26 protein-coding genes, 1 pseudogene and 1 riboswitch are annotated in these 26,714 nt (G+C 73.8%); of the genes and pseudogenes, 21 read left to right on the top strand and 6 right to left on the bottom strand.

From position 1 onward, the window contains the following. Positions 1–76: 76 nt before the first annotated feature. Complete coding sequence (locus ACIQMU_RS26370; RefSeq protein ID WP_356725703.1) at positions 77–649, bottom strand: rhodanese-like domain-containing protein; 573 nt, start codon at positions 647–649, stop codon at positions 77–79. A 239-nt stretch (positions 650–888) separates the two neighbouring features. Between ACIQMU_RS26370 and ACIQMU_RS26365 the strand changes: the two genes are divergently transcribed. The 16 genes from ACIQMU_RS26365 (at position 889) to ACIQMU_RS26290 (ending at position 14,861) form a co-directional block, all read left to right on the top strand. Then, entirely contained in the window at positions 889–1,623 is a 735-nt protein-coding gene (locus ACIQMU_RS26365; RefSeq protein WP_352242682.1) for a PIG-L deacetylase family protein, read from the top strand. Between the two features lie 108 nt (positions 1,624–1,731). After that, complete coding sequence (locus ACIQMU_RS26360) at positions 1,732–2,331, top strand: XRE family transcriptional regulator (protein ID WP_352242683.1); 600 nt, start codon at positions 1,732–1,734, stop codon at positions 2,329–2,331. 123 nt (positions 2,332–2,454) lie between these two features. Further along, on the top strand, positions 2,455–3,423 hold the full coding sequence (locus ACIQMU_RS26355; protein ID WP_352242684.1) for an NADPH:quinone oxidoreductase family protein: 969 nt from the start codon (positions 2,455–2,457) through the stop codon (positions 3,421–3,423). Beyond that, a complete protein-coding gene (locus ACIQMU_RS26350; protein WP_352242685.1) occupies positions 3,420–4,613 on the top strand; it encodes an acyl-CoA dehydrogenase family protein in 1,194 nt (397 codons plus the stop codon). The genes ACIQMU_RS26355 and ACIQMU_RS26350 overlap by 4 nt, the downstream gene beginning before the upstream one ends. Continuing rightward, positions 4,610–5,722: an acyl-CoA dehydrogenase family protein gene (locus tag ACIQMU_RS26345; RefSeq protein ID WP_402689840.1), complete on the top strand. Its 1,113-nt coding sequence runs from the start codon at positions 4,610–4,612 to the stop codon at positions 5,720–5,722. Before ACIQMU_RS26350 ends, ACIQMU_RS26345 begins: the two co-directional genes overlap by 4 nt. Before the next feature lie 145 nt (positions 5,723–5,867). Then, positions 5,868–6,383 carry a hypothetical protein gene (locus ACIQMU_RS26340; RefSeq protein ID WP_352242687.1) on the top strand — a complete coding sequence of 172 codons (516 nt, stop codon included), beginning with the start codon at positions 5,868–5,870 and terminating at the stop codon, positions 6,381–6,383. Between the two features lie 158 nt (positions 6,384–6,541). Then, complete coding sequence (locus tag ACIQMU_RS26335) at positions 6,542–8,158, top strand: ABC transporter substrate-binding protein (protein ID WP_402689839.1); 1,617 nt, start codon at positions 6,542–6,544, stop codon at positions 8,156–8,158. 23 nt (positions 8,159–8,181) lie between these two features. Beyond that, on the top strand, positions 8,182–9,147 hold the full coding sequence (locus ACIQMU_RS26330) for an ABC transporter permease (RefSeq protein ID WP_352242730.1): 966 nt from the start codon (positions 8,182–8,184) through the stop codon (positions 9,145–9,147). Next, positions 9,140–9,997 (top strand): ABC transporter permease, encoded by an 858-nt coding sequence (locus tag ACIQMU_RS26325; protein WP_352242689.1) that lies wholly within the window; start codon positions 9,140–9,142, stop codon positions 9,995–9,997. Before ACIQMU_RS26330 ends, ACIQMU_RS26325 begins: the two co-directional genes overlap by 8 nt. After that, complete coding sequence (locus ACIQMU_RS26320) at positions 9,994–10,992, top strand: ABC transporter ATP-binding protein (RefSeq protein ID WP_352242690.1); 999 nt, start codon at positions 9,994–9,996, stop codon at positions 10,990–10,992. Before ACIQMU_RS26325 ends, ACIQMU_RS26320 begins: the two co-directional genes overlap by 4 nt. After that, positions 10,985–11,665 carry an ATP-binding cassette domain-containing protein gene (locus ACIQMU_RS26315; protein ID WP_352242691.1) on the top strand — a complete coding sequence of 227 codons (681 nt, stop codon included), beginning with the start codon at positions 10,985–10,987 and terminating at the stop codon, positions 11,663–11,665. Before ACIQMU_RS26320 ends, ACIQMU_RS26315 begins: the two co-directional genes overlap by 8 nt. 223 nt (positions 11,666–11,888) lie before the next feature. Then, a complete protein-coding gene (locus tag ACIQMU_RS26310) occupies positions 11,889–12,767 on the top strand; it encodes a phosphatidylinositol-specific phospholipase C/glycerophosphodiester phosphodiesterase family protein (protein ID WP_352242692.1) in 879 nt (292 codons plus the stop codon). Positions 12,768–12,884: 117 nt separating this feature from the next. Continuing rightward, positions 12,885–13,079 (top strand): hypothetical protein, encoded by a 195-nt coding sequence (locus tag ACIQMU_RS26305; protein WP_352242693.1) that lies wholly within the window; start codon positions 12,885–12,887, stop codon positions 13,077–13,079. A gap of 110 nt (positions 13,080–13,189) precedes the next feature. Beyond that, positions 13,190–13,957: a hypothetical protein gene (locus tag ACIQMU_RS26300; protein ID WP_352242694.1), complete on the top strand. Its 768-nt coding sequence runs from the start codon at positions 13,190–13,192 to the stop codon at positions 13,955–13,957. Between the two features lie 170 nt (positions 13,958–14,127). Continuing rightward, positions 14,128–14,517, top strand: a complete 390-nt coding sequence (locus ACIQMU_RS26295; protein WP_356725729.1) for a hypothetical protein — start codon at positions 14,128–14,130, stop codon at positions 14,515–14,517. Between the two features lie 164 nt (positions 14,518–14,681). Beyond that, entirely contained in the window at positions 14,682–14,861 is a 180-nt protein-coding gene (locus ACIQMU_RS26290) for a hypothetical protein (protein ID WP_352242696.1), read from the top strand. Positions 14,862–15,033: 172 nt separating this feature from the next. On the opposite strand, the gene ACIQMU_RS26285 is transcribed toward ACIQMU_RS26290, so the two are convergent. Then, positions 15,034–15,705 (bottom strand): endonuclease, encoded by a 672-nt coding sequence (locus ACIQMU_RS26285; RefSeq protein WP_352242697.1) that lies wholly within the window; start codon positions 15,703–15,705, stop codon positions 15,034–15,036. Further along, positions 15,702–15,884 (bottom strand): DUF6480 family protein, encoded by a 183-nt coding sequence (locus ACIQMU_RS26280; protein WP_352242698.1) that lies wholly within the window; start codon positions 15,882–15,884, stop codon positions 15,702–15,704. The genes ACIQMU_RS26285 and ACIQMU_RS26280 overlap by 4 nt, the downstream gene beginning before the upstream one ends. 124 nt (positions 15,885–16,008) lie before the next feature. On the opposite strand from ACIQMU_RS26280, the gene ACIQMU_RS26275 reads away from it, so the two are divergent. Both ACIQMU_RS26275 and ACIQMU_RS26270 read left to right on the top strand, forming a co-directional pair. Beyond that, a complete protein-coding gene (locus ACIQMU_RS26275; protein WP_352242699.1) occupies positions 16,009–17,214 on the top strand; it encodes an aromatic acid exporter family protein in 1,206 nt (401 codons plus the stop codon). Positions 17,215–17,288: 74 nt separating this feature from the next. After that, positions 17,289–17,480 (top strand): DUF6381 family protein, encoded by a 192-nt coding sequence (locus ACIQMU_RS26270; RefSeq protein WP_352242700.1) that lies wholly within the window; start codon positions 17,289–17,291, stop codon positions 17,478–17,480. A gap of 76 nt (positions 17,481–17,556) precedes the next feature. Here ACIQMU_RS26270 and ACIQMU_RS26265 read toward each other — a convergent pair whose 3' ends face one another. Continuing rightward, positions 17,557–18,564, bottom strand: a complete 1,008-nt coding sequence (locus ACIQMU_RS26265) for a PHP domain-containing protein (protein WP_402689876.1) — start codon at positions 18,562–18,564, stop codon at positions 17,557–17,559. A gap of 114 nt (positions 18,565–18,678) precedes the next feature. Further along, complete coding sequence (locus tag ACIQMU_RS26260; RefSeq protein ID WP_402689838.1) at positions 18,679–20,121, bottom strand: helix-turn-helix domain-containing protein; 1,443 nt, start codon at positions 20,119–20,121, stop codon at positions 18,679–18,681. A 248-nt stretch (positions 20,122–20,369) separates the two neighbouring features. On the opposite strand from ACIQMU_RS26260, the gene ACIQMU_RS26255 reads away from it, so the two are divergent. After that, complete coding sequence (locus ACIQMU_RS26255; protein ID WP_352242702.1) at positions 20,370–20,987, top strand: hypothetical protein; 618 nt, start codon at positions 20,370–20,372, stop codon at positions 20,985–20,987. 78 nt (positions 20,988–21,065) lie between these two features. Continuing rightward, positions 21,066–23,673: pseudogene (locus ACIQMU_RS26250) on the top strand (SpoIIE family protein phosphatase); the annotation flags it as partial. 18 nt (positions 23,674–23,691) lie between these two features. Here the strand turns inward: ACIQMU_RS26250 and ACIQMU_RS26245 are convergent. Then, on the bottom strand, positions 23,692–25,083 hold the full coding sequence (locus ACIQMU_RS26245) for an FAD-dependent oxidoreductase (RefSeq protein WP_352242704.1): 1,392 nt from the start codon (positions 25,081–25,083) through the stop codon (positions 23,692–23,694). 487 nt (positions 25,084–25,570) lie between these two features. Continuing rightward, positions 25,571–25,723: riboswitch (cyclic di-AMP (ydaO/yuaA leader) on the top strand. Positions 25,724–25,728: 5 nt separating this feature from the next. Between ACIQMU_RS26245 and ACIQMU_RS26240 the strand changes: the two genes are divergently transcribed. Beyond that, positions 25,729–26,553, top strand: coding sequence for a transglycosylase SLT domain-containing protein (locus ACIQMU_RS26240; protein WP_402689837.1), 825 nt, complete (start codon positions 25,729–25,731; stop codon positions 26,551–26,553). The last annotated feature ends 161 nt before the right edge of the window (positions 26,554–26,714 follow it).

Below are 26,714 nucleotides of genomic sequence, written 5' to 3'. Positions count from 1 at the left end.
GGATCCGACCCGCGGGGGCCCGGGGGTCGGCCGGGGCCGCGGGACCGCTGCCCCGCCGGCGCCCGGCCCCTCGCGATCAGCGCTGGAGCGCCTCCAGTGTGGCGTTCAGGTCGCCGGTGGAGCGCGGGGCACGGTTGTGCGGCAGCTTCGCGAGGACCGCGGCCATCCCGCAGGTGTTGCTGAGCGCCGAGTAGACCAGGCCCGAGCCCACGCCCGCGGACAGCCAGCGGGCTGCCGGGAAGCGGATGCCCGCCACCAGTCCCGCCACGACCAGCGAGCCCGCCGCGAGCCGCACCTGGCGCTCCATGGGCCAGGTGGTGCGCGCGCCCTCGGGGCGGTCCAGGCCGCGGCCGTCCCCCTCCCAGGCCGAGGTGCCGCCGGTCAGCGTCACGGCCTCGATGTCCGCGCCCGCGAGGATTTCGCAGGCCCGCGTGGACCGGACCCCGGAAGCGCACACCACGAGCAGCGACCCGCGCGCCGAGGCGGACTTGAGCGCGGGCAGCGCGTCCGGCAGCTTGTCGAGCGGGATGTTCAGGGCGCCGGGGACGTGCCCGGCGGCGTACTCGCCCGGAGCCCGTACGTCGATGACGGTGAACTCCTCCAGGCGGGCCGCGGCCTGGGCGGGGGAGAGGGATGCGGAGCTGGGCACGTGGGTTTCCTTTCGTTCGCCGGGGCTGCGGATGGGAGGGAGGCCCTCCACCCGCACCGGTCAGACCGGGGCGGCCGGGTTCGCGGTGACCGTCACCGGGCTCCAGCCTCGCACGCCCGGCACCGCCGCCGGGGTCCGGCCGCACCGTCGCCGGCACGCTGCGGGGACGGCGGGTGGAACGTCCACGGCCGTACGCCGGAACGCCTGCCGGTACGAGCGCCCGTGGGTAGCCTGCCCGTATGACGCCGCAGCGACTCGAACCCATGCCCGTCGACTGGCAGCGCGCCCTGGCCGTCGTCGCCCACCCCGACGACCTGGAGTACGGGGCGGCCGCCGCCGTGGCCGAGTGGACCGACGCCGGACGCGAGGTCGTCTACCTCCTCGCCAGCCGCGGCGAGGCCGGGATCGACACCCTGCCGCCCGAGGAGTGCGCGCCGGTGCGCGAGCGGGAGCAGCGGGCGAGCGCCGCCGTCGTCGGCGTGCGGACCGTGGAGTTCCTGGACCACCGCGACGGGGTGATCGAATACGGCGTCGGGCTGCGCCGTGACATCGCCGCGGCCGTCCGCCGCCACCGCCCCGAGCTGGTGGTGACCCTCAACCACCGGGACACCTGGGGCGGGACCGCGTGGAACACTCCCGACCACCGGGCGGTCGGGCGCGCCACGCTGGACGCCGTCGCCGACGCGGGCAACCGCTGGATCTTCCCGGAACTCGGCGAGCAGGGGCTCCAGCCGTGGGACGGGGTGCGCTGGACGGCCGTGGCGGGTAGCGACCGGCCCACCCACGCGGTCGACGCGACGGCCGGACTGGAGCGCTCGGTCCGGTCGCTGCTGGAGCACCGCACCTACATCGAGGCGCTGACGCGGGAGGACCCGGAGCGATACTGCCGGACCTTCCTGGAGGGCGTGGCGAACGGCGCGGCCGAGCGGTTCGGCGGCCGGCCGGCGGTCACCTTCGAGGTCTTCGCCCACTGATCCGCGGCCTCGGCCTGCTCTCCGGAGTCGTCCGGGGCTCCGGCGTCAGCCGCGGCCCGCCACCGCGCCCGTGTTGACAAACCGGCTTGCCGATTCTGCAATGGCCGCATGAAGGAACACGACCGGGACGACCCGGAACTGGACGCCGTCCTCTCCGGGGTCGGTCCCCGCCTGCGGCGGCTGCGCAAGGACCGCGGGGTCACCCTCGCCGCACTGTCGGCCGCCACCGGTATATCGGTCTCCACGCTCTCCCGGCTGGAGTCCGGAGGCCGTCGCCCCAGCCTCGAACTGATGCTGCCGATCGCCCGCGCCCACGAGGTGCCGCTCGACGACCTCGTGGGCGCCGCGCCGGTCGGCGATCCCCGGGTGCGGGCCAAACCGATCGTCCAGCACGGGCGGACCATGCTGCCGCTGACCGCCCGGCCGGGCGGCCTCCAGGCGTACAAGATGGTGCAGGAGCCCGGCAGCGGCGGGCCGCCGGAGCAGCGCACGCACGAGGGGTACGAGTGGCTGTTCGTGCTCTCCGGGAAGCTGCGGCTGCTGCTGGCCGAACACGATCTGGTGCTGGAGCCGGGGGAGGCGGCCGAGTTCGACACCCGGCTGCCGCACTGGTTCGGTCCGGCCGAGGACGCGGCCGTGGAGTTCCTCAGCCTGTTCGGCCCGCAGGGCGAGCGGATGCACGTGAGGGCGAAGCCGAAGCGCGGCTGAAGCCCCCGGAGACGGGGGCGCCAGGTGTTCCCAGATCGGCAAGCGACCGCTTAGTATGCGGCGCAGCAGTGGTAATGCCGACCGCGGCAGCGGTTGATGCCGACAGTGTTGTGGAGGCCCCTCATGCAGGCATGGCGAGTGCACCGGAACGGCGAGCCGGGCGAGGTGATGCGGCTGGAGGAGACGGACCGGCCCGCACCCGGCGACGGGCAGGTGCTCGTCGAGGTCCGCGCGGCCAACGTCAACTTCCCCGACGCCCTGCTCTGCCGGGGCCGGTACCAGGTGCGGCCGCCGCTGCCGTTCACTCCGGGCGTCGAGGTGTGCGGCACCACCGAGGACGGGCGGCGGGTCCTCGTCACCCCCGCCCTGCCCCACGGCGGCTTCGCCGACTTCGTGGTCGCGGACGAGGCGGCCCTCCTGCCCGCCCCCGACGCGCTCGACGACGCCGAGGCCGCCGCTCTGCACATCGGTTACCAGACCAGCTGGTTCGGCCTGCACCGCCGTGCCCGCCTCCAGCCCGGCGAGACCCTGCTCGTCCACGCTGCGGCCGGGGGCGTCGGCAGCGCGGCCGTCCAGCTCGGCAGGGCCGCCGGCGCGAAGGTCATCGGCGTCGTCGGCGGCCCGGAGAAGGCCGCCGTCGCCCGCGAACTCGGCTGCGACCTGGTCATCGACCGGCGGAGCGAGGACATCGTCGCCGCCGTGAAGGAGGCCACCGGCGGGCGCGGCGCGGACGTCGTCTACGACCCGGTCGGCGGCGACGCGTACGCCAAGTCCACCAAGTGCGTCGCCTTCGAGGGGCGCATCCTCGTCGTCGGCTTCGCCAGCGGCGTCATCCCGGCCCCGGGCCTCAACCACGCCCTGGTGAAGAACTACTCCGTCGTCGGACTGCACTGGGGCCTCTACAACACCAAGGACCCGGCCGCCGTCCGCGCCTGCCACGGCGAGCTGACCGAGCTCGCCGCGCGGGGCGTCGTCAAGCCCCTGGTCAGTGAGCGTGTCGCGATGGCCCAGGCGGCCGACGCGGTCCAGCGCGTCGCCGACGGCACCAGTACCGGCCGCATCGTCGTCCTGCCCACCGGAGGCGCCCGATGAGCACGGCCGTCGACGCCGCCGAGGTCCGCCGCCGCACCCGCGAGCTGCTCGCCGCGCACCCGCCCGCCACCACCGACCGCACCGACTTCCTGAAGGCCCGCTTCGACGCCGGCCTCGCCTGGGTCCACTACCCGGCGGGTCTCGGCGGACTCGACGCGCCCCGCTCCCTCCAGCAGGTCGCCGACGCCGAACTCGCCGCCGCCGACGCGCCCGACAACGACCCGCGCCGCATCGGCATCGGCCTGGGCATGGCCGCGCCCACCATCCTCGGCTTCGGCACCGACGAGCAGAAACGGCGCTTCCTGCGCCCGCTGTGGGTGGGTGAGGAGGTCTGGTGCCAGCTGTTCAGCGAGCCCGGGGCCGGATCCGACCTCGCGGCCCTCGCCACCCGCGCCGTCCAGGAGGAGGGCGGCGACTGGATCGTCGACGGCCAGAAGGTCTGGACGTCCAGCGCCCATCTGGCCCGCTGGGCGATCCTCATCGCCCGCACCGACCCGGACCTGCCCAAGCACCGCGGCATCAGCTACTTCGTCTGCGACATGACCGATCCCGGCGTCGAGGTGCGGCCGCTGCGCCAGATCACCGGGGAGGCCGAGTTCAACGAGGTCTTCCTCACCGGCGTACGCATTCCGGACGGCCATCGCCTCGGTCCCGTCGGCGAGGGCTGGAAGGTCGCCCAGACCACCCTGATGAACGAGCGCGTCTCCATCGGCGGCTCCCGCATCCCGTGCGAGGGCGGCATGATCGGTCCGGTCGCGAAGACCTGGCGAGAGCGTCCCGAGCTGCGCACCCCCGACACCCACCAGCGCCTGCTGACCCTCTGGGTGGAGGCCGAGGTCGCCCGGCTCACCGGCGAGCGGCTGCGCCAGCAGCTCGTCGCCGGACAGCCGGGACCCGAGGGCTCGGGCATGAAGCTCGCCTTCGCCCGCCTCAACCAGGAGATCAGCGGCCTGGAAGTCGAACTGCTCGGCGACGAGGGCTTGTTGTACGGCGACTGGACCATGAGCCGCCCGGAACTGGTCGACTTCACCGGACGGGACGCGGGCTACCGCTATCTGCGCTCCAAGGGCAACTCCATCGAGGGCGGCACCAGCGAGGTCCTGCTGAACATCGTGGCCGAACGCGTCCTCGGGCTGCCCTCCGAGCCCCGCAACGACAAGGACGTCGCCTGGAAGGACCTGAGCCGATGACCGCGCCCGCCCAGCCCCCCGCCACCCCCGACCTGCTCTACTCCAGGGACGAGGAGGACCTGCGCACCGCCGTGCGCGCCCTCCTCGCCGACCGGGCCGACGCGCCGACGGTGATCGCCGCGACCGAGTCCGCCACGCCGTACGACCCGCGGCTGTGGGCATCGCTCGCCGGCGGCATCGGCGCGGCCGGACTCCTCGTACCGGAGAGGTTCGGCGGCCAGGGCGCGTCCCACCGCGAGGCCGCCGTCGTCCTGGAGGAACTGGGCCGGAGCGTCGCCCCCGCCCCGTATCTGACCAGCTCCGTGGTGGCCACCGAGACCCTGCTCGCACTGGGCGGGGAGGACGGCCCGGCCGCCGCGCTCCTGCGGGAGCTCGCCTCGGGCGCCCGTACGGCCGTGCTCGCCGTGCCCTTCGCGACCCCGCCCGCCGGGGCGGAGACGGCACTCGTCCCGCCGGCCGGGACGGTCAGCGGCGTCGCCGACGCGGCGGTCGCGGACGTCCTGCTGGTGCCGACTCCCGAGGGCCTGTACGCCGTCGAGGCCGCGGCCGCCGTCGTGCGGCCGCTCGTCCCGCTCGACCTGACCCGCCCCCTGGCCGCCGTCACCCTGACCGGGGCGGCCGGGACCCCGCTGGCCGACGCTGGGGCGAGCGCCGCCGCCGTACGGCGCGGGCTGCTCGCCGGGGCCGGACTGCTTGCCTCCGAACAGCTCGGCGTCGCGGAGTGGTGTCTGACCGAGACCGTCCGGTACACCCGGGAACGCCACCAGTTCAACCGGCCGGTGGGCTCGTTCCAGTCGCTCAAGCACCGGATGGCGCAGCTCTGGCTGGAGATCGTCTCGGCCCGCGCGGCCGCCCGCAACGCCGCGGACGCGCTCGCCACCGGCAGTCCCGAGGCCCCGCTCGCGGTCGCGGTGGCCCAGGCGTACTGCTCGGGCGTCGCGGTCCACGCCGCCGAGGAGTGCGTCCAGCTGCACGGCGGGATCGGCATGACCTGGGAACACCCCGCGCATCTGTACCTGAAGCGCGCCAAGGCCGACTCGATCGCGTACGGCACGGCGGGCGGCCACCGGCAGGCTGTCGCGGAACTGGTGGAGCTGCCGGCCGCGTAGCCCGTGAACGCCCTCGGAAGCGTCGGCCCGCTCGTCCGATCCGGTGATGTGGGCGTGCGAGGCGATCCGTTCCGCCCCGGTGGGCGTTGGTCCGTGGGGCGCGCGTGCGCTCGGGCAGACGACTGGCAAGGGTGTGAGGCGGGCAATGACGGACAGGGATCGCAGGAGCATGCTGCAACTGGCCTCGGCGGCGACCATCGCCGGGGGACTGATCGCCGGGGCGGGCGGGCCTGCCCACGCGGCGCGCAAGGCGGCCCGCAGGATCGTCCTGACCGGAAGGCGCACGGGTGCGAACATCCCGGACGTCCTCACGGCCGGCGTCCCCTACTTCGTCCGGTACGACCTGTCGGACGCGCAGGGCGACCGCGTCGGCACCGAGAACGCGCACTGCCTGCCGGTCGCCGTGGGGCTGGACGGCTCGTTCGTCCTGGCGACGCTGGTCCTGAGCCTCGACGACGGCCTGATCACGGCTGCCACGGCCTTCCAGCGGCCGCTTCCCGCCGTGACCGAGCCCCCGGTGAACGCTCAGCCGTGGTCCCACGTCTTCGCGATCACCGGAGGGACGGGAGCCTATGCCGGCGCGGACGGCTCGATCACGATCGACCACCCCGCGCGGGACGAGGACGTGCTCACCATCGACCTGGCCGACGCTTCGCCGTAGGCGGGCGAGGCCGTCCCTCTGAGAGTCCATGCCCTGTGGTAAGGGCCCTGGTGCACGCGTCCCGCCAGTCGGGGCGGGGTGTACCGGGGCCTTTTGCGTGCTGTTTAATTGCATGCTGTTCGCAATAACAGTCGATCTTGAACAGGGATGTGCTGAGTATGACGGCCCGATCGATACGGGGGGCGGTCGCCGCCACACTGGTGACCGCACTGTCCCTGACCGCCGCAGCCTGCTCGAACCCGGACAGCGCCACGAACGGATCCGGGTCGGCGTCCACCTCGGCCGTCGTCGGCATCGCCTACGAGCCCGACAGCCTGAGCCCGCTGCTCGGCTACGGCAAGGACGGCAACTCCAAGATCTTCGACGGACTGCTCACCCTGGACGCGGACATGAGGCTCCGCCCCGCCCTCGCCGCCGAACTCCCCGAGATCAGCGCCGACGGCCTGACGTACACGTACAAGCTCCGCCAGGGCGTGAAGTTCAGCGACGGGAAGCCGTTCGGCGCCAAGGACGTCGTCTTCACCTACCGCACCATCCTGGACGAGAAGACCAACAACGCCTCCCGCACCGAGCTGGACGCCGTCGAGGACGTCACGGCGAAGGGCGAGGACACGGTCCTCTTCACGCTCAAGTACCCTTACGCGCCGTTCGCCCAGCGCACCGTCCTGCCCATCGCCCCCCAGCACATCGCGGGCGAGCAGGACGTCAACACCGGGGCCTTCACCACCCGCCCCGTCGGCACCGGGCCCTACGTCCTGACCAAGTGGTCCAAGGGCGAGAAGCTCAGCTTCACCGCCAACCCCCACTACTGGGGCGGCGAACCCGAGGTGAAGAAGTTCACCATGGCGGTCATCAAGGACGACGACGTGCGCGCCACCCGGCTGCGCTCCGGAGACCTCGACGGCGCGATCCTCCCGCCGAACCTCGCCAAGGGCTTCGCGGACGACCGGAGCAAGAAGACCTACACCGCCACCACGTACGACTACCGCACGGTGACCCTCCCGACCCACAACAAGGTCGCCGGCGACACCGCCGTGCGCCGAGCCCTCGACCTCGCGGTCGACCGCGAGGCCATGGTCGACGCCATCCTCAACGGCGACGGCAAGCCCGCCTACGGGCCCGTCCCCACCGACAGCGAGTGGTTCACGAAGGGCACCGAGCGCCCCCACGACCTCGCCGCCGCGAAGAAGATCCTGGACGAGGCCGGATGGAAGCCGGGCAAGGACGGCGTCCGGGTCAAGGACGGCGTCCGCGCCGCCTTCCCGCTCTGGTACCTCACCGGCGACAAGCTCCGCCAGGAGCACGCCCTCGCCTACGCCTCCGACGCCAAGAAGGCCGGCATCGCCATCACCGCCGAGGCCGGAAGCTGGGAGGTCATCGAGCCCCGGATGAAGCACGACGCGGTGCTCGCGGGCGGCGGCTCGCCCGCCGACCCCGACTTCGACCAGTACACCCTGCTGAAGTCCTCCCTCGCCGGTGACGGCTTCAACAACATGGCCTGGTACGACAACGAGGCCGTCGACGCCGCGATCGAGGCGGGCCGCAGGAGCGGCGACAAGGCCGAGCGCAAGAAGGCGTACGACACCGTCCAGCGCGAACTGGTGAAGAACCCGGGCTACACCTTCCTCACCCACATCGACCACCTCTACGTCGTCGACGACCGCTTCGGCCCCCTCACCACCCAGGTCGAGCCGCACGACCACGGGCTGGCCTCCGGTCCCTGGTGGAACGTCGAGAAGTGGTCGACCGAGGGCGCCGGGGGCTCGAAGAAGTGAGCCGCCGCCTCCCCTGGGGGCCGATGGCGCGGATGGCGGGGCGGCGGGCCCTGTTCGCCGTCCCCGTGCTCGGCGTCGTCACCTTCGGCGTCTTCGCCGTCGCCGCCGCGTCCCCCTTCGATCCCGTCAAGGCATACGCGGGCACCGCCGGGCTCACCGCGTCGCAGGAGAACCTCGACCAGCTGCGAGCCAACCTCGGCGTCGACCGGCCGCTCGTCGCCCGCTGGTGGGACTGGCTGACCTCGGCGCTCCAGGGCGATCTCGGGGACTCCAGCGTCATGCGCCAGCCGGTCGCCGACGTCATCGCGGAGCGCATGGGCTGGTCCGTCCTCCTCGCCGCCACCGCCTTCCTCGTCGCGATCCTGCTCGGCACCGGCCTCGGGGTCCTCGCCGCCCGCAGGCCCGGCGGCTGGCTCGACCGGTGCGTCAGCTCCGCCGCGTACACCCTGGAGGCCGCCCCCGCCTTCTGGCTCGGGCTCCTGGCCATCTGGTTCTTCGCCCTGAAGCTGGACGTCCTCCCGGCCGGCGGGCTCACCGACGCCGCCAGCGAGGTCGTCACCTTCGGACAGGTCGCTTCCCACCTCGTGCTGCCCGCCGCCGTCCTCGGCGTCTCCCAGCTGCCGTGGTTCTTCCTGTACGTACGCCAAGGCGTCGCCGACGCCCTCGCCGAGGACCCGGTGCGCGGCGCCCGCGCCCGGGGACTGAGCGAGCGCACCGTGCTCCTCGGCCACGCCCTGCGCTCCGGAATGCTGCCGATGCTCACCCTGATCGGCTCCCGCGTGCCCGAACTCATCACCGGCGCGCTCCTCGTGGAGACGGTCTTCAGCTGGCCCGGCATCGCCGCCGCCACGGTCGAGGCGGCCACGTCGGTCGACTTCTCCCTGCTCGCCGCGCTCACGGTGCTCGCCACCGCGGCCGTCCTGCTCGGCAACCTGCTCTCCGACCTCCTCTACGGGCTCGCCGACCCCCGGGTGGCCTTCGATGGCTGAGACCGCGCTCGCCCTCCCCGGCCGCACCACGCGCCGCGTCCGCATCGCCGCCTCGGCGGCGATCGTCGTCGCCGTCGTGCTCGCCGTCCTCGTCGTCCCGCCGCTGGCCCAGCTCGACCAGCAGGCCGTCGACCTGGCCAACAAGCTAGACCCGCCGTCCTGGTCCCATCCGTTCGGCACCGACGACGTCGGCCGTGACCTCCTGCTGCGCTGCGTCTACGGCCTGCGCGTGTCCCTGCTCGTCGGCCTGGTCGCGGCTCTCACCGCCACCGTCATCGGCACCGCGATCGGAGCGCTCGCCGGGGCGTTCGGCGGCTGGACCGACCGGGTCGTCATGCGCGTCGTCGACGCCCTGTCCTCCGTCCCGCATCTGCTGCTCGGCATCTTCATCGTCGCGATGTTCCGGCCCGGCGTCTGGCCGGTGATCGTCTCCGTCGCCCTGACGCACTGGCTGTCCACCGCCCGGATCGTCCGCTCCGAGGTGCTCTCGCTGCGTTCGCGCCCCTTCATCGACGCGGCCGTCTCCGGCGGGGCCTCCCGCACCCGGGTCATCGTGCGCCACCTGCTGCCCGGCGTCCTCCCGCAAGCGGGTCTGGCGGCAGTGCTGATGGTGCCGCACGCGATGTGGCACGAGTCCGCCCTGTCGTTCCTCGGGCTCGGGCTCCCGGCCCATCAGGCGAGCCTCGGCAATCTCGTCCAGTCCGCGCGCGGTTCGCTGCTCGCGGGGGACTGGTGGCCCACCCTCTTCCCCGGTCTCTTCCTGATCATCCCGACCCTCGCCCTCGCGGGACTCGCCGGAGCGTGGCGCGACCGGATCAATCCGCGCCGGAAATCGGAGCTGATGCTGTGACCGACGCCCGCGAGAACACGGGTGCGCCCGTCCTCGACGTCCAGAACCTCTCCGTCCGCTTCCGGATGCGCGGCGGCCGGGACATCGCCGCGGTCAGCGACGCCCGCTTCGCCGTGGCGCCGGGGGAGTGCGTGGCCCTGGTCGGCGAGAGCGGCTGCGGCAAGTCCGTCCTGGCCTCCGCCCTGCTCGGACTGCTGCCCGCCAACGCGGCGACCACCGGGAGCGCGGTGCTCGGCGGGGACACCGACCTGCTCACCGCCGACGAGCGCACCCTCGCCCGCACCGTACGGGGGCGGCGCATCGGCCTCGTACCGCAGAGCCCCGCCGCCCACCTCACCCCGGTGCGCACCGTCCGGGCCCAGCTGGAGGAGAGCCTGCGCGAGCTGACCGGGGCGCGGGGGAGTGCCGGGCGCGCGGCCGCCGTCGTGGCCGCGGCCCGGGCCTCGTTCCCCGAGAGCCACCTCGACCGCTACCCGCACGAGCTCTCCGGCGGCCTCGCCCAGCGGGCCGCGACCGCCCTCGCCCTGATCGGCGACGCCCCGCTGCTGCTCGCCGACGAACCGACCACCGGACTCGACCGGGACCTCGTCGAGCGGACGGTGGACGAACTGCGCCGCCACACCGACGAGGGCCGGGCGCTGCTGATCATCACCCACGACCTGGCCGCCGCCGAACGCGTCGCCGACCGGGTCGCCGTCATGTACGCCGGCCGGATCGTCGAGATCGCGGACGCCCCGCGCTTCTTCGGCGCTCCCGGGCCCCGCCACCCGTACGCCAAGGGTCTGCTGGACGCCCTGCCCGAGCGGGACTTCGCCCCGATTCCCGGTATGCCGCCGGAGCTGGGGGCGCTGCCCGGGGGCTGCGCCTTCGCCGCCCGCTGCGCGTACGCGGACGCCCGCTGCACCGAGGAGCCTCCGGTCTTCGCAGCGGACCTGGCCTGCCACCACGCGCTGACCGTCGAGGCGCACGCCGTCAAGGAGGCCGCCGATGCTTGAGCTGACCCGGATCACCGCGGGATACGACCGCCGCGACCCCGTCGTCCGCGAGGTGTCCCTGCACGTCGCCGCGGGCGAGGCGGTCGGGCTGCTGGGCCCCAGCGGCTGCGGCAAGTCCACCCTGGCCAAGGTCGCCGCGCTGCTGCACCGCCCGGACGCCGGAACCATGACCCTCGACGGCACGGTCGTACGCGGCTGGCGGCACCGGGCCCCGCGCGAACAGCGCACGGCCGTCGGCGTCGTCTTCCAGCAGCCCCGGCTCTCCGCCGACCCCCGACTCAGCCTGCGCGAGCTGATCGCCCAGCCGCTGCGGTCCACCGGGCGCCGGCGGGACGTGCCCGGGCGGGTGGCGGAACTGGCTCCGCTGGTCGGCCTCTCCGAGGAGCTGCTGGAGCGCCGTCCGCACGCGGTCAGCGACGGTCAGCTCCAGCGGGCCTGTCTGGCACGGGCCCTGGTGCTCCGGCCCCGGCTGCTGATCTGCGACGAGATGACCGCGATGCTCGACGCGTCGACGACCGCCGCCCTGGTCGCCGTGGTCGAGCGCTACCGCTCGGAGTCCGGGGCGGCGCTGCTGGCCGTCGGCCACGACCGGGTGCTGCTGGAGCGCTGGTGCGACCGGACGGTCCGCTGGGGTGAGCGGAGCGCCGGAAGCGAGCGCGTCGCGGCCGCCTGAACACCCCGCGCGCACAGGGGCCGGCGGGACGCCGGTGGCCGGCGAACGGCACGGGCTAGGGCCGGCCCGACCGCGGCGGCCACGGCGAACAACGTATGCGGCCCGGTCGACCGAGGGGCGACGGATCGGCCAACTCTTGGCAGGTACCTGCCCAGCTGAGCCGGTGCGACTCCATACTCGACGCGACCGTCCACCCCGCCCGTCCGCCGCCCAGGGAGTCCCCATGGCCCGTACCACCCGCCGCCGCGCGCTCACGGTCGCCCTCGCCACCGTCGCCGCGGGCGTCGCCGTCCCCACCGCGACGGCGGTCGCCGCACCCGCCCGCCCGCGCGGCCCGCGGCCGTTGCGCCACGCCCACGCGCACAACGACTACCTGCACCCCCGGCCGCTGCACGACGCGCTCGCGCACGGGTTCACCAGCGTCGAGGCGGACGTCTTCCTCGTCGACGGGGAGCTGCTCGTGGCCCACGAGCCCGCCACGCTCGACCCCACTCGCACTCTCGCCTCGCTCTATCTGGACCCGCTCGCCGCCCTGGTCCGCGCGGGGCACGGCGCTGTCCGCCCGCACCACCGCGCCCCGCTGCAACTCCTCATCGACATCAAGGCCGACGGCGTCGCCGCCTACCAGGAACTGGACCGGCAGCTGCGCCGCCACCACCGGATCCTCACCCGCTACAGCCACGGCCGCGTCCGCCCCGGCGCCCTCACTCCGGTGATCTCCGGCGACCGCGCCGCCCGGGCCCCCATGGAGGCGCAGCGCACCCGGTACGCGTTCTACGACGGCCGCCTCGACGACCTCGGCACCGCGGCGCCCGCCTCGTTCGCCCCGCTCGTCAGCGCCAACTGGACCCGGAGCTTCGGCTGGCTCGGCGCGGGCCCCTTTCCCCGGGCCGAGCGCGACCGGCTCCGCACTCTCGTCACCACCGCCCACCGCGAAGGCCGCCGCATCCGCTTCTGGGCCACACCCGACCTGCCCGGCCCCGAACGCGAGGCCGTCTGGTCCGAACTGCTCGCCGCCGGGGTCGACCACCTCAACACCGACGACCTGGCCGGACTCGAACGCTTCCTCCGCGCTCGCGGTGACCGCGCCCCGGCCCCGTAACCTCCGCCGGCCGGGATGTACCCGTTCGGCGGACACGCCAGTGCGCCGGACAGCCCCTCCGCTGCGCCACACTGGCGGCCGAAAGCCGCAAATCCGGCGCGGCGGAGGAGGTTGGCCATGGCCGTTTCGATCTCAGTGGTCCTGCTCATGCTGATCCTGGCAGTGATCTTCCTGCGCAACGGCGGGCTGAAGGTCTCGCACGCACTGGTCTGTGTCCTGCTGGGCTTCTTCCTGGCCGGCACGAGCATGGCGCCGACCATCCACGACAGTGTCGGGGCCACCGCCGACCTGGTCAGCGGCCTCCACCCCTGACACCCGCCCCGCCCCTGTCACCCCCCCGCCCCGCATCCGGCCCCGGCGTGGGTACCGCCGGCGCCGGCGGCCGGTCCACGCCGTGCCCGGACATCCCGCACAATGGGCAGATGTCATTTCCGCCCTCCGGCCGGCACGCGGGCGCCGCCCACCACGAGTACTGCAACACCGGCCTGTGCTGCCGGTGCCAGCTGCGGACCTGGACGACGAAGGCGGGCAACGAGCGGCTCTGCGGGCCGTGCGCGGCCTGCTGCCACGAGTGCGGCCGGGCGCCCGCGCCGTATCTGGACGGGCTCGACGGCGGGCTGTGCGCCGAGTGCCGCGGGCTGTGCGGCCGCTGCCACGCCCCGAAACGCCCCGACGGGTCCTGCGCCTGCGACCGCTGGCGGGAGAGCGCCCGGAGCAACCCGCCCGGCTACGTCCTCCAGGCGCTGCCGCCCCAGCTCCTCCAGGCTCTCGGCGGCCGGCTGCCCAGCACGGTGCACGACCTCATCCACCAGGAACTCGCCGTCCGCAGCGCCGGCCTCCTGCGCGAGCGCGTCGAACGCCGCTGGAACCTGCGCTGGGCACACGCCCTGGGAGAGAAGGACGAGGACGGCCACCGCCGGTGGAGCGCCCAGGACATCGCGGAGCAGCTCCTGCGGCCCGGCTCGTGCGCCGACCCGCAGTGCGAGGACGGCTACCTCCTCACCACCGACACCCCGTGCACCCGCTGCCGGCAGCCGCTGCACCGCTTCGTCACCTCGGTGGCCGACCACACGGCGACTCCGGAACACGCGCGTTCCACGGCGGCCGGAATCCGCCGGGCGATGCGGGAGAACCGCTCGCGCACGAAGCGCCCGGGGCACCTCGTCCGCCCACCGGACGGGAACGGCTGAAAAGGCGCGGCTCCTCCGGGAACTCCCGGAGAGCCCGCTCCCGGGGCCTATTCGACGGTGGACGATGTCGGGTCACACTCCATGGACCTGCCCCTTCTCGGCCGCGAAAGCGCTGCGGCAACCGGAGGCAAGTCAACTCGACCGGACCTTGCGACCGGGCCGCACGCCCTATGCTCGCGCCCATGGAGCAACGGGAAGTCGTGAAGCGCGTGATCGGCATCCTCACGGAGGCGCGCGAAATGCAGCGTCTGCTGGAGGCGGACCTCGAACGGGAAGACATGGACGCGGGAGCGGGCGCCGTCACGGCCCTGCTGAACGAGACGATGCCCCACATCGCCATCCCCGACGACTTCTCCGTCGAGGACGTGGTCACCGTCGTCGGGCGTGAGGTCGGCGGTGCGGTCGAACAGCTCGTGAGCGCCTTCACCCTCGCGTTCACGATGCTGGCGCAGGTCCACGACTCCGGGCAGACCGACGTGTCGTCGGCGGACGTCCTCCAGGACCTCGCGCTGCGGGTCGAGGGCGGCGGGCCGGACGAGGACGAGGACCCCCTGCTGTAGGACCCGTCCTCGCGCGCCCGCCCGCCTGCGACGCACGGCGGCCACGGCCCCTCGCCTTCCCACGACGACTTGAAGGTGAGGGGCCGTGGCCCCCTGCGTTCTGCCCCGCGGGTATGCATAGTGGAGGGAGATACGCGTATCTCCCTGGCGGCATGGAGGCAGCTGTGGGCAAGAGCACCGAGATCGCACGCGCCAGGGCGCGGCGGCTCAAAGGCATGATCAAGGAATCGGACGGCATCGCCCTGGAGGACGAGCGCCTCAAGGCCGAAGGCAGGAGGGAACAGGCCGAGGCCCGCCGCGAGGAGGCCCGGGCCCGCGCGGGGCGGGCGGCCTCCGGCCGCTGAGAGAAGCGGCGAGAGGCCCGCACCGTCGTCGGGGGCGCGGGCCTCTTCGCCCGTCCGATCCGTCCTCCCGAGCCGCGGCGCCTGCCGGTGGTCGGCCCAGCCCGCCCACGCGGGACGGGTGCCCGCGCGAAAGCAGCTCCCGGACGCCGGGGCCCGGTCGGCGGCGTCCGGCTCACTTCCGGGCGCGAGCCGCTTCCCCGACCGACTCGACGATCTCGCGGTCCAGGGCCGCCCTGACCAGTGCGGCGGCGAACGCGGCCCGGCTCCGGTCGCCCGCCAGCTCCGACAGCCCGCCGTGGGAGGTGGGCAGACCGAGCCGTTCGGCTCCCTGGAGGCCCTTCTCGCCGACCCGGAATCCGGCTTCCGGCCAGACGTCCTGGACCTCGCGCACGAAGATGTCGGCACCGGCCGGCCCGATTCCCCCAACGCGCCGGAGCCCCGCCCGCAGTGCGTCACCGTCGCCGTCCGCCTCCGCGCGCAGCCGGCGCAGGTCGCCCTTCCAGGCGTCGAGGACGAGGTGCGCGCCCTCACCGAGCTGGGTGGAGGTCCGCTCGTCGTAGCGGCGGTAACCGCCCTCGCCCAACGCGTCCACACGCTGCTGCCACGTCGCGTCGGCCATCCGGCGCGCGGTGTTCATACCGTGCGCGAACAGCGCCCGCGCGGCGGCCACGGCGACCGAGGCGCGGATCCGGGCGCTCAGCAGATGGCTCAGCACCAGGAGCTGGTACAGCGGTTGCGGCGTGTCGCGCAACCGGATGCCCGCCTCCGCCGCATACGTCCGGCCATGCTCCTCCAGCAGCGCGTCGGTGATCCGACGCGCCGACGCGGAAGCCTCGCCGCTCACCCGTAACCGAAGATCCGGGCGAGGAAGAAGCCGGCGACCACCAGCGCTCCCAGGACGATCAGGGCGGTCCAGAGGCCGGGGTGCTCCCACAGCCCCCCGTCCGGGCGTTCCTCGTGGGCCTCGCCGATGGAGCCCTCGGCCGGCGGTGTCTCTCCTGGGGGGTTCAACAGAACAGCCATGCCTCCAGGGTCTCTCCGACCGCGCCCCCGCGCACGCCGTCCGGATGCCCCCGGGCGCGGGGCCGTACGGCGGAGCCCCGGCCGGGGGAGTGCCGCGGCGCGGGAATTCGGGCACCGTCAAGGAATGCCCCGAGTCTCCGCCCCCGTCGTCAAGCTCGTGCAACGCACCACCGAACCCGCCGGGGTGCAGACGCTGCGCTCGACGGCCGCCGCCGTCATCGCCTACTCCGTGGCCGTCTGGGCGCTGCCCGAGCCGGCTCCGCTGACCGCGCCCCTCACCGCGCTCCTGGTCGTCCAGGTGACCCTGTACGCGACCCTCACCACCGGCATCCGCCGAGTCAACGCGGTCGTCGTCGGCGTCCTCATCGCCAGCGCCTTCAGCTCTCTGGTGGGGCTGAGCTGGTGGAGCCTCGGCCTCACGATCTTCACCGCGCTGCTGATCGGGCGGCTGGTACGGGTCAACGAGTTCGTGCCCGAGGTGGCGATCAGCGCGATGCTGGTCCTCGGCGTCTCCCAGGTCGCCGACACCGCCTGGGACCGGGTGTGGGAGACGCTGATCGGCGCCGTCGTCGGGCTCCTGTTCAACCTGCTCCTCGCCCCGCCCGTCTGGGTCGGCTCGGCCGGCTCCTCCATCGAGTCGCTGGCCGCCCGGATGGGCACGATGCTGCGCAGCATGGGCGAGGAAGTCGTGGGGAACAACCCCGTCTCCCGGGCCGCCGCCCGGCTCCACGAGGCCCGCCGACTCGACCACGACATCGTGGACGTCGACGCCTCCCTGCGACAGGCCGAGGAAAGTCTCACCCTCAACCCCAGGGTGAGACAAGGGCTGCTCCCCCGGGTCGTCCTGCGCACCGGGCTCGACACGCTGGAGATCTGCGCCGTGGTCCTGCGCGTCCTGTCCCGCACCCTCACCGACCTGGCGAAGGCCCGCACCGAGGAGTCGCTGTTCCCGGACGATGTGACGGAACTGCTCCAGGAGCTCTTCGGCCACCTCGCCGAGGCGATCGAGAGCTTCGCCGTACTGGTCACGACCCAGCTCGCCGCCGACGCGGAGGCTGCGGAGGACCAGCTCTCCGACGCGCTCCTCCGCAGCCGCGCGACCCGCGACCGGGTGGCCGACCTGCTGCTGGAGGACGTCCAGGAGCACCCGCGCCAGTGGCAGCTGCACGGCGCGCTCCTCGCCGAGGTCGACCGGGTGCTGGCCGAACTCGACATCGAGGAGCGCACCAAGCGCCTCGGCGAGGAGCTGGACCGCCGCTCGGCGGAGGCGCACGCGCGCCATCCCCGGCTGCGCGCGCTCCTGCGCCGGTTGGGCCGGCAGCCCGTCTGACCGCCCGCGCGGGATGCGGATGCGGCCGGTGGCTGGTTCGCTGGGGGCAGAGTCCCAGCGTCCAAGGAGTGATGATGAGCGGTTCGGACGAACCCGCCGACCTGGCTCGGCAGATGCGTGAGAAGGCCCAGCAGCTCGCCGACGCCGCGGAGCGCGCGAGCGACCCGCACGAGCGCGAGCGGCTGGAGAAGAAGTCCCGGACGATCCGGGACCGGAGCGAGCAGCAGAGCGCCATGGCGGCCGGGGACATCCACCCCGAGAAGTAGCCTGCCGACGCCCGTCCGCCCGCCGTCCGGAGGGCCTACCGCTCCTCCGGGCGGCGGGCGGACGCGTGCGGGAGGGTCAGGCGGCCCATTTCAGGAGCCGTTCCGCGCTCCAGGTCGTCACCACCCGGTCCGCAGGCACCCCGCACTCCTCGGCGCGGGCACACCCCGAACGCTGCCAGTCGAGCTGCCCCGGGGCGTGCGCGTCCGTGTCGATCGCGAAGAGGGCCCCCGCCGCGACGGCCGCGCGCAGCAGCCGAAGGGGCGGATCCCGCCGCTCCGGACGGCAGTTGATCTCCACCGCCGTCCCGGCCTCGGCGCAGGCCGCGAAGACCCGGTCGGCGTCGAACCGTGACTCGGGACGCCCGCGCCCGGCCAGCAGCCGCCCCGTGCAGTGGCCGAGCACATCCGCCCGGGGGTGGCGCACCGCGGCCTCCAGCCGCCGCGTCATCGGGCCGGGGTCCATCCGCAGTTTGGAGTGGACGGAGACCACCACCATGTCCAGCCGCTCCAGCAGCTCGGGCTCCTGGTCGAGCGAGCCGTCCGGAAGGATGTCGCACTCGATCCCGGTCAGCAGGCGGAAGGGGGCCCACTCCTCGTTGAGCCGCGCGACCACCGCCAGCTGCTCCCGCAGCCGCTCCGGCGACAGGCCGCGCGCGGCCGTCAGCCGGGGCGAGTGGTCGGTGAGGACCGCCCAGGCGTGCCCCAGCTCCGCGGCGGTCCGGCCCATCTCCTCGATCGGACTGCCCCCGTCCGACCAGTCCGAGTGCAGATGGCAGTCGCCCGTCAGCCGCCGGAAGAGGTCCCGGCCCTTCTCGGGGGGCGGCATTGCCGCGGCCTCCTCCTCCAGCCGGACGAGATAACCGGGCGTCTCGCCGGCCAACGCCTCCTGGATCACCCCGGCCGTGCGGGGCCCGATCCCGGCGACCCGCTCCAGGGACTGTCCGGCCGCCCGCTCACCGACCTCCCCGGCGGCCATCGCCTCCACGGCGGCGGCGGCCGTACGGAATGCCTTCACCCGGTAGGTGGCGGCCTGCGAGCGTTCCAGCAGGAAGGCGATCCGCCGCAGGGCGGTGACGGGGTCCATCGGCACCTCCACCAGGAGCGTCTGCGGCCCTCCGGCCCGCGGGCACGCCGCCCGCCCCACCAGCATGGGCGCATCCGCCCCCGCACGCCTCCGGGCGCCCGGGCGGCCACCACGTCACGAGGCCGCCCCGACGGGCGCCCAGCGGCCGGTGGCGGTGTCGTGGTCGAGCACGGGCCGCCCCCGTACCCCGCTCGTACGGAACGGCCGTCCGCCGTCGTCGACGCGCACCGTGCCGGACCGGCCGCCGCTGCTCCAGGCCAGCTCCGCGTACCAGTCGCAGTCGCAGCCGACCGTACGGCCGGTGAGCAGGAGGACCTCGGGATCGGTGACCGAGACGCTGTACGGGAAGGCGACCGCCGCGATGGGCTCGCCCGAGTCGTTGCCGGCGACCGAGCGGGCGACGGGGCGCGGCGCGTCGAGATCCACGTCGAAGGTCCTCGGAGTGAGCGCCCCGCCGCAGCCGGAACTCATCCGGTAGACCCGCCCCTCCGCCGCCGGCCGGCGCTCGACCACCCGGATCCGCAGGGCCTCCAGCACCACGGCCCGCTCGTCCCGGCCCTGGAGCGTGATCCGCACACCCATCTCGCCCGCGTGCACCGCGCCGAGGGCGCCGGCCCAGGCCGCCGCGTCCGCCTCGGCCGGCGGTGGCGGGACGGCGGCGGGAGCCCGGTCGAGGAGGTAGGAGTGGTCGCAGCCGTTCTTCCAGACGTGACCGTCGACGGTCCAGGTGAACGGCGTCCGCCCGTCTGCCGGCCCCGAGGTGGATCCGGACGGCGCAGGCAGCACCTCGGCGCGCGGACCGGTGCCGGACGGCACGGTGGGCAGGGGACTCGCGGACGGAGTCTCCCGAGCGGCCCCGCTCGGGAGAGTCCGGGGCTTGGCGGGCGCGACGGAGCCGGAGGCGGAGGGCTCGGGAGCGAGGGCCGGGGGCGCGCCCGGGCGCTGTGCCACCGACGGACCCGGACCCGCGGGACCCGCGTCTCCGAAGGCCGCGACCAGGGCGAGGACGAGGGCCGCCACGGCCAGGATTCCGAGCCCCTGCCCGTACCGGTGGGCCCGCCGCGGCCCCCGCACGGGCCGGCGGGGAGGCCCGCTCCCGCGCGTGGCCGCGTCCCGGGAACCCGCGGACGCCATGGGGCGAGGCGTCTCGTCGCCGGCCGGCCCGGGGCCCTCGAACGACCGGACTCCGGGAGCGCCCCCGGCGGCGCGGTCCGGCTCCCGCCTCCCGGGCGACGCCGGCCCCCCGGCCGGAGTGCCCACCGGAACCACCGGCTCCGTCTCCGCGGCCCCCGGCCGGCCGAGACGCTCGCCGTCCGCCCGGATCCACAGACGGTGCAGCGCCTCCCGCTCCCCGGCCGGCGCACCGCACAACCGCGCCAGCCGCTCGACGGGGGCGAACTCCACGGGCACCGTCCGCCCCGTGCAGTACCGGTGCAACGTCGAGCCGCTGACCCCGATGCGGCGGGCCAGCGACGCGTACGTCCGACCCGACCCCTCCCGCAGCGCGCTCATCCGCTCCGCCAGCGCCGCCCGTGCGGCCCCCTCGGCGTCAACCAACCCGCTCGACCTCCCAGCCGCCGTTCCAGCAGGGCGTTCCAGCCCTCCGAGAACACCCACGTCACCGGGGGGTGGGACGGTTCCAGCCCGGCGGGAAGCCATGTCGTGCTTGTCCGCATCCGGGGCGGCGGCCCACGCTGATGCCGTTCCCGTACCGCCGCCGTACCGCTCATCACCGGGCTCCGTACGACGCGGAACGACGCCGGACGACCACCTGACCGCACCTCTCCGAAACGGGGAAAGCCACCATGCGCACTCTTCGCACCGCACTCCTGACCGCCGCGGCCACCGGCCTGGCCGTCACCGCCCTGGCCCAGGCGCCCGCCGCGGCGGCGCCGGCCCCCGCTCCCGCTCCGCCGAAGTTCCTGAGCGCCGGCCAGCTGCCCGCCTCGCTCACCCCCTGGACGGCCGGTCCCGTACGCCAGGGAGTGCCCGGTGATGGGTCGGTGTGCACCGCCGGGACCACCCCGACGGCCGGCACCCGCCACCGTGACTTCCGCACCGAGCTGGACACCGGCGCCCGCCAGACCATCACGGTCGCCGCCAGTACCGCCCGGGCCAGGACGCTCGCCGCCGAACTCCGCGGCGCCCTGGAGACCTGCCTCGACCGGCTCAAGGAGCAGAACCCCGGCTTGGAGGGGGAGGCGCTGTACCACGGTCGGATCGACATCGAGGAGGGCGCGCACGTCTACAGCATCGACACGTCCCACCCGGAGGTCGGCTCCACCGACATCGGGCTCTACTCCGTGGGCCGGGACGGCCGGACGGTGACCGTCGTCGAGTGGGGGCAGCTGGGCGAACTGGACGGCGCACCGCTGGAGGGGTTCGGGAAGACGACCCGCACCGCCGTCGCCAAGCTGCACTGACACCCCGCGGCGACCGGCGGCCGGGGCGGCCGGTCGCCGGAGGTGCGGGCCACCCCGTACCGGGAGCATGCTGACTGTGTGACCCGGCACGGTACGACGCGGCATCCCCCGCCCGACGGAGACGGGGCCGCAGCCGGGCAGGAGGGGGGCGGCCGCGTGCCCGACGCGTTGTCCCTCGAACTGGCGCAGGCCCTCGTGAGCGCCGTCGAGTCGGGCGACGGCTACGCGGGCGGCGTCTATCTGCGCGGCAGGACGCCCGGACTGCTGCGGCTCGCGATGCTCGCCGGCCTGCCGGCCCCGCTGTTCCGCCCCTGGTGGCGGGTGCAGGTCAACCGGCCCTTCCCGGTGTCCGAGGTCTACCGCTCGGGGCGGCCCGTGCTGCTCTCCGACGCGGAGGAGGCGATGCGCCGGTTCCCCCAGCTGATGGCCGGGCTGCCCTTCCCCTTCGGATCGCTGTGGGTGCCGGTCGCCGGCCCCCGGGGGCCCCTGGGCGTGCTGGCGGTCCTGCGGCCCTCCACGCCGGGGCGGCCGGTCGCCCCCGCCGACGGCGACCGGCTGCACCGCCTCGGCCGACGGCTCGGGGCCGCGCTCACCGATCTGGAGGCGCGGGGCGTCGACTGCGGATGGGAGGGCGAGCCGGCCCCCGTGCAACTGCCCGCCGCCGTCACGCCCCCGGTGCGGATCGGCCGCTTCGACTGGGATCCGGGATCCGGGCGGGTCTCCGCCGACGACGAACTCTGCGCGATCCTCGGCTTCGAGCCCGCCGCCTTCCCCGGCACCGTCGACGCGCTCGCCGAACGGCTGGTCCCGGAGGATGTGCACGGGTTGTGGGCGCTGGCCCGCCGGACGGTGGAATCGGCCGGACCCGTGGTCCGCCGCATGCGGCTGCGCGGCCCCGACGGCCGGTCCCGTCTGCTGGAGCTGTCCGGCCGTCGGACGCTCCCGGAGGGCGATGTGTCCACCGGCCGTCTCAGCGGCTTCCTGGTGGACCTCGGTGCGGAACCCGTCACCCCGGAAGCCGCCGACCGACTGCCCCGGGGCATCCTCTCCCTCGACAGGCTGGGCCGGATCACCTACGCGAACGGCCTCGCCGAGGAGCTGCTCGGCCACTCCCGGGCTGAGCTCGTCGGCCAGATCGTGTGGCAGGCCCTGCCGTGGTTCGGGCACGAGGCCCACGAGGACCACTACCGGGCCGCGCTGATCGCCGGTGAGCCGGCCCATTTCCTCGCCCGCCGCCCGCCCTCGCACTGGCTTTCGGTGTCCCTGTACCCGGGTCACGACGGGGTGAGCGTCGTCCTCCAGGAGACCGGCCGGCCGGCCTACGCCCCCGGTTCCGTCACCTCCCCGGGGCTGGGCATCGGGTCGACCGCCGACCGCTCCTCCGCGCTGTACCGGCCGGTGGCCCTCGCCATCGCCCTGACCGAGGCGGTCACGGCCCGTCAGGTCTCCGCGGTGGTCACGGAGGAGCTGCTGCCCGCGTTCGGCGGCCGTCAGCTCGCCATCTACCTGCTGAATGAGCGCCATCTCCACCTGGCCTGGGAGACGGGGTTCCCCCAGGGGTTCCTCGACCGGTTCGACGGGGTCGGGCTCGACGTCAGCATCCCGGGGGTGGAGACCCTGACCACGGGCCGTCCGATCTTCTTCGAGTCCATGCAGCGCCTGGCAGAGGCGTATCCGGGCATCCCGATCGACGCGGACGTGGGGGCGCGGGCGTTCCTGCCGCTGATCGCCTCGGGGCGGCCCGTCGGCTCCTGCATCCTCGGCTTCGACCGGCCCCGCGGCTTCAGCCCCGAGGAGCGTACGGTCCTGACCGCACTGGCGGGGCTCATCGCCCAGGCCCTGCAGCGCGCCCAGCGCTACGACAGCGAAGCGGCCCTCGCCCGCGGACTCCAGGACGCCCTGCTGCCGCACCGGCTGCCCGAGGTGGACGGGGTGGACACTCTGGGGCGCTACCTCTCCGGCACCCAGGGGATGGACGTGGGCGGCGACTGGTACGACGTCATCGAGACCGGGCACGAACTCGCCCTGATCATCGGCGACGTGCAGGGCCACGGTGTCTCCGCCGCCGCGACCATGGGGCAACTGCGCAGTGCGGTACGGGCCTTCGCCCTGAACAACCACGATCCGCAGGAGGTGATGAGCGGTACGAACCGGCTGCTCATCGACCTCGACCCCGGTCAGTTCGCGAGCTGCTGCTACGTCGCCCTCGACCCGGCGACCGGCGTGGCCCGCGCCGTACGGGCGGGGCATCCGCAGCCCGTGCTGCGGCGGCCCGACGGCCGGACCGAGGTGCTGGACCTGCCGGGCGGCATCGTGCTGGGGATCGACGAGCACGCGGTCCACCCGGTCACGGAGCTGCGCCTCGAACCGGGGGCGATGCTCGCCCTCTTCACGGACGGGCTGATCGAACGCCCGGGGACGGACATCGACGAGGGGATCGAGCGGCTGCGCGCCACCGTCGAACGCATCGGCGCGGTCCCGCTGGCCGACACGGCCGACCGGGTCATCGACGAGGCCAGAGCGGCGACCGCCCGCCCCGACGACATCGCGCTCCTGCTCGCCGCCCGCTGGGCACGGACCCGGACGGCCCGGCCCCCGGCGGCCGGGCCGTCCGGACCCGAGCCGGGGCGCACGTTCCGCGGGCCGGACCCGGGGCGCTCGGCATAGGGCCCCGGGTCCGGCCGCGCGGAGGGCGTGCCGCCGCTCAGACGCCGGCGGGGCGCTCGGCCGGCCCGGAGACGCCGGAGGCTTCCAGCATGCCCTCGCGCTCGACGACCTTGATCCGCTCACGGCCCCGGGCCGCGCCCAGCGCCTGCTCGTGGGCGTCCAGCTTGTGCCAGCCCTCCCACGTCGTGTACCGGACGCCGCGGTCCTGGAGGAAGGCTTCGACGGCCTCCGGAGCCGGCGTGGCCGGCTCGGGCAGACGGCCGGCGGCACGGTCCTCCAGGACGCAGGCGACCGTCTCGTTGGCGTCGCCCTTGGTGTGCCCGATCAGGCCGATCGGGCCGCGCTTGATCCAGCCGGTGACGTAGACCGAGGCCATGTGCTCGTCACCGGAGATGACGCGCCCGGCCTCGTGCGGGACCGTGCCGGAGGCCACGTCGAAGGGGAGCTTGGGCAGCTCCTCCGAGTAGTAGCCGACGGCACGGTAGACACTCTGTATGTCCCAGTCGGTGAACGTGCCGGTGCCCCGGACGTTGCCGGTGCCGTCCAGCTCGGTGCGCTCGGTGCGCAGCCCCACGACCTTGCCGTCCTCGCCGAGGATCTCGACCGGGGACTCGAAGAAGTGCAGGAACAGCTTGTGCGGGCGGTCGCCGACGTCCCGGATCGCCCAGTTCTCCAGGGTCTGCGCGACCATGTTGGCCTGCTTGTTCTCCCGGCGGGTCGCGATGGAGCCCTCGTCGTAGTCGATGTCCTCGGGGTTGACGATGACCTCGATGTTGGGGGAGTGGTCCAGCTCCCGCAGCTCCATGGGGCTGAACTTGGCCTGCGCGGGGCCGCGCCGTCCGAAGACGTGGACCTCCAGCGCCTTGTTCTCCTTGAGGCCCTGGTACACGTTGTCCGGGATCTCGGTGGGCAGCAGTTCGTCCGCGGTCTTGGCCAGGACGCGGGCCACGTCCAGGGCCACGTTGCCGACGCCGAGAACGGCGACCTTCTCCGCGGCGAGCGGCCAGGTGCGCGGGACCTCGGGGTGCCCGTCGTACCAGGAGACGAACTCGGCCGCGCCGTAGGAGCCCTCCAGCTGGATGCCGGGAACGTCGAGCGCCCGGTCGGCCTCGGCGCCGGTGGAGAAGATCACCGCGTCGTAGAACGAGCGCAGGTCGTCCAGGCCGATGTCGTGCGGGTAGCTGACGTTTCCGAAGAGGCGGATCTGCGGCTTGTCCAGCACCTGGTGGAGGGCCTTGACGATGCCCTTGATCCGCGGGTGGTCGGGTGCCACGCCGTAGCGGATCAGGCCGAAGGGCGCGGGCATGCGCTCGAAGAGGTCGATCGAGACCCCCGGGTCCTGGCAGACCTCGGATTTGAGCAGCGCGTCCGCAGCGTAGATACCGGCGGGGCCGGCTCCGACAATGGCGACGCGGACGGGGCGTGTCATGGCGTGGTGATCCTTCGGGGCGGGCGAACGCGGGCAGGTACAGCGTACGTCGGAGGTAAGGGTCGGCTTACTAGTCTCCACCGCACACCGTAAGCGATCCCCTGGCGGGCCTCTCGACCGACCCCGCCACGGGCGTCCGATTAGTCCGTTTCGCTATGCCTATATGGGCGTTTTGGTTCTTTTGGTCGAGATATTCACCGAAGGGGACTATTGGGATTGCTGAGGCATTTGCTCAGGCTTGTTTTCGCCATCGGCGCGAGGGAGTGGTGAGCGTCACGCCCGAGGGGGCGGACGCGGAAGCGGAGGTCTCGGTTCCCTTCTGTGCGAAGAAAGTTGACGCCGTGACGGCGCGGCCCGGTCCGGGAATTCCCTCATTCGATCTTGCGGGGGAAAGGCAAAGCGGAATGCGGGCTTGTTCTGTCCGACGTTTCTCGCCTACGGTCACGGTCAATCCGGACGGAACGCCGAATCCTGCCGCCGTCCAGGAATCCGAAACCCACTCACGCACGGCAGGAGCGGGGGAACCAGGTAAGTCGCCGATCCGTGACCGGAACGGCTTGGGGTGAAGTCGCACCACCGTGCGGCCAGACATCTCCCGTCTGAACCCGACAGCTCACCTCGCAGGCGCCGGAGAGGAAATCCCCCATGCCCGCACAGGGTAAGCACCGTCGTTCCCCGTCCACCTCGCTGCGCCGCGGCCTCGCCGCCGTGACTGCCGGCGGAGCCGTTCTCGCTCTGCCGGTGATCGGTGCCACCAGCGCCTTCGCGGTCCCCGCGCCCGCCGCCGCACCGCAGGCCGCGACCTCCGTCCCGGCGCCCGCACAGGTGAATTCCGCCGTTCGGGCCGCGCCCGCCCAGCATTCCGTCGTGGCCGGTGAAACCCTTTCCAAGATCGCCCGCGAATATTCGATCAGCGGCGGCTGGGAGAAGCTGTACGAAGGCAACCGGAAGATCATCGGAGACAATCCCGATCTGATTCAGCCGGGTATCAAGCTGACTCTCGGAAACAAGGCCGCCGCTCCGTCGGCCGACAAGGCTTCCCCGGCCGCCGCGCGCGGCGGCGCGGCGGACCGCGCCGACCGTTCGGAGCGCGCCGAAGCCGCCCCCGCGGCGAATGCCGCTCCGGTCGCCGAGAAGGCCGTCACGTACACGAACGACCTCGACGGCTGGATCAAGGAGTCGCTCGCGGTCATGGCCGAGCAGGGCATCCCCGGCACGTACGAGGGCATCCACCGCAACATCATGCGCGAGTCCTCGGGCAACCCGGCCGCGATCAACAACTGGGACTCCAACGCGGTCAAGGGCACCCCGTCCAAGGGGCTGCTCCAGGTCATCGACCCGACCTTCCAGGCGTACCACGTGCCCGGCACCTCGACCGACAGCTACGACCCGGTCGCCAACATCACGGCCGCGTGCAACTACGCCGCGGACCGGTACGGCTCGATCGACAACGTCTTCGGCGCCTACTGAGGCCGGAACGCAGCCGACGCGCACACCCGAAGCGCGCACGCACGGCACAGGGGCCCCGGACCGCAGGCTCGAGTTCTAGCGGTCGTTGCAACACTGCTGGCTCAGACGGCGAGTAGATCACGTAGACGCTCGGCTGGTGTATTCCAGCCGAGCGTCTTGCG

Origin of the sequence: Streptomyces sp. NPDC091649, assembly GCF_044756785.1 — a bacterium.
In the GTDB taxonomy this organism is placed as follows: Bacteria; Actinomycetota; Actinomycetes; order Streptomycetales; family Streptomycetaceae; genus Streptomyces.
Note: the sequence above shows the minus strand (reverse complement) of the source record. Positions and strands in the feature narration are given on the sequence as shown.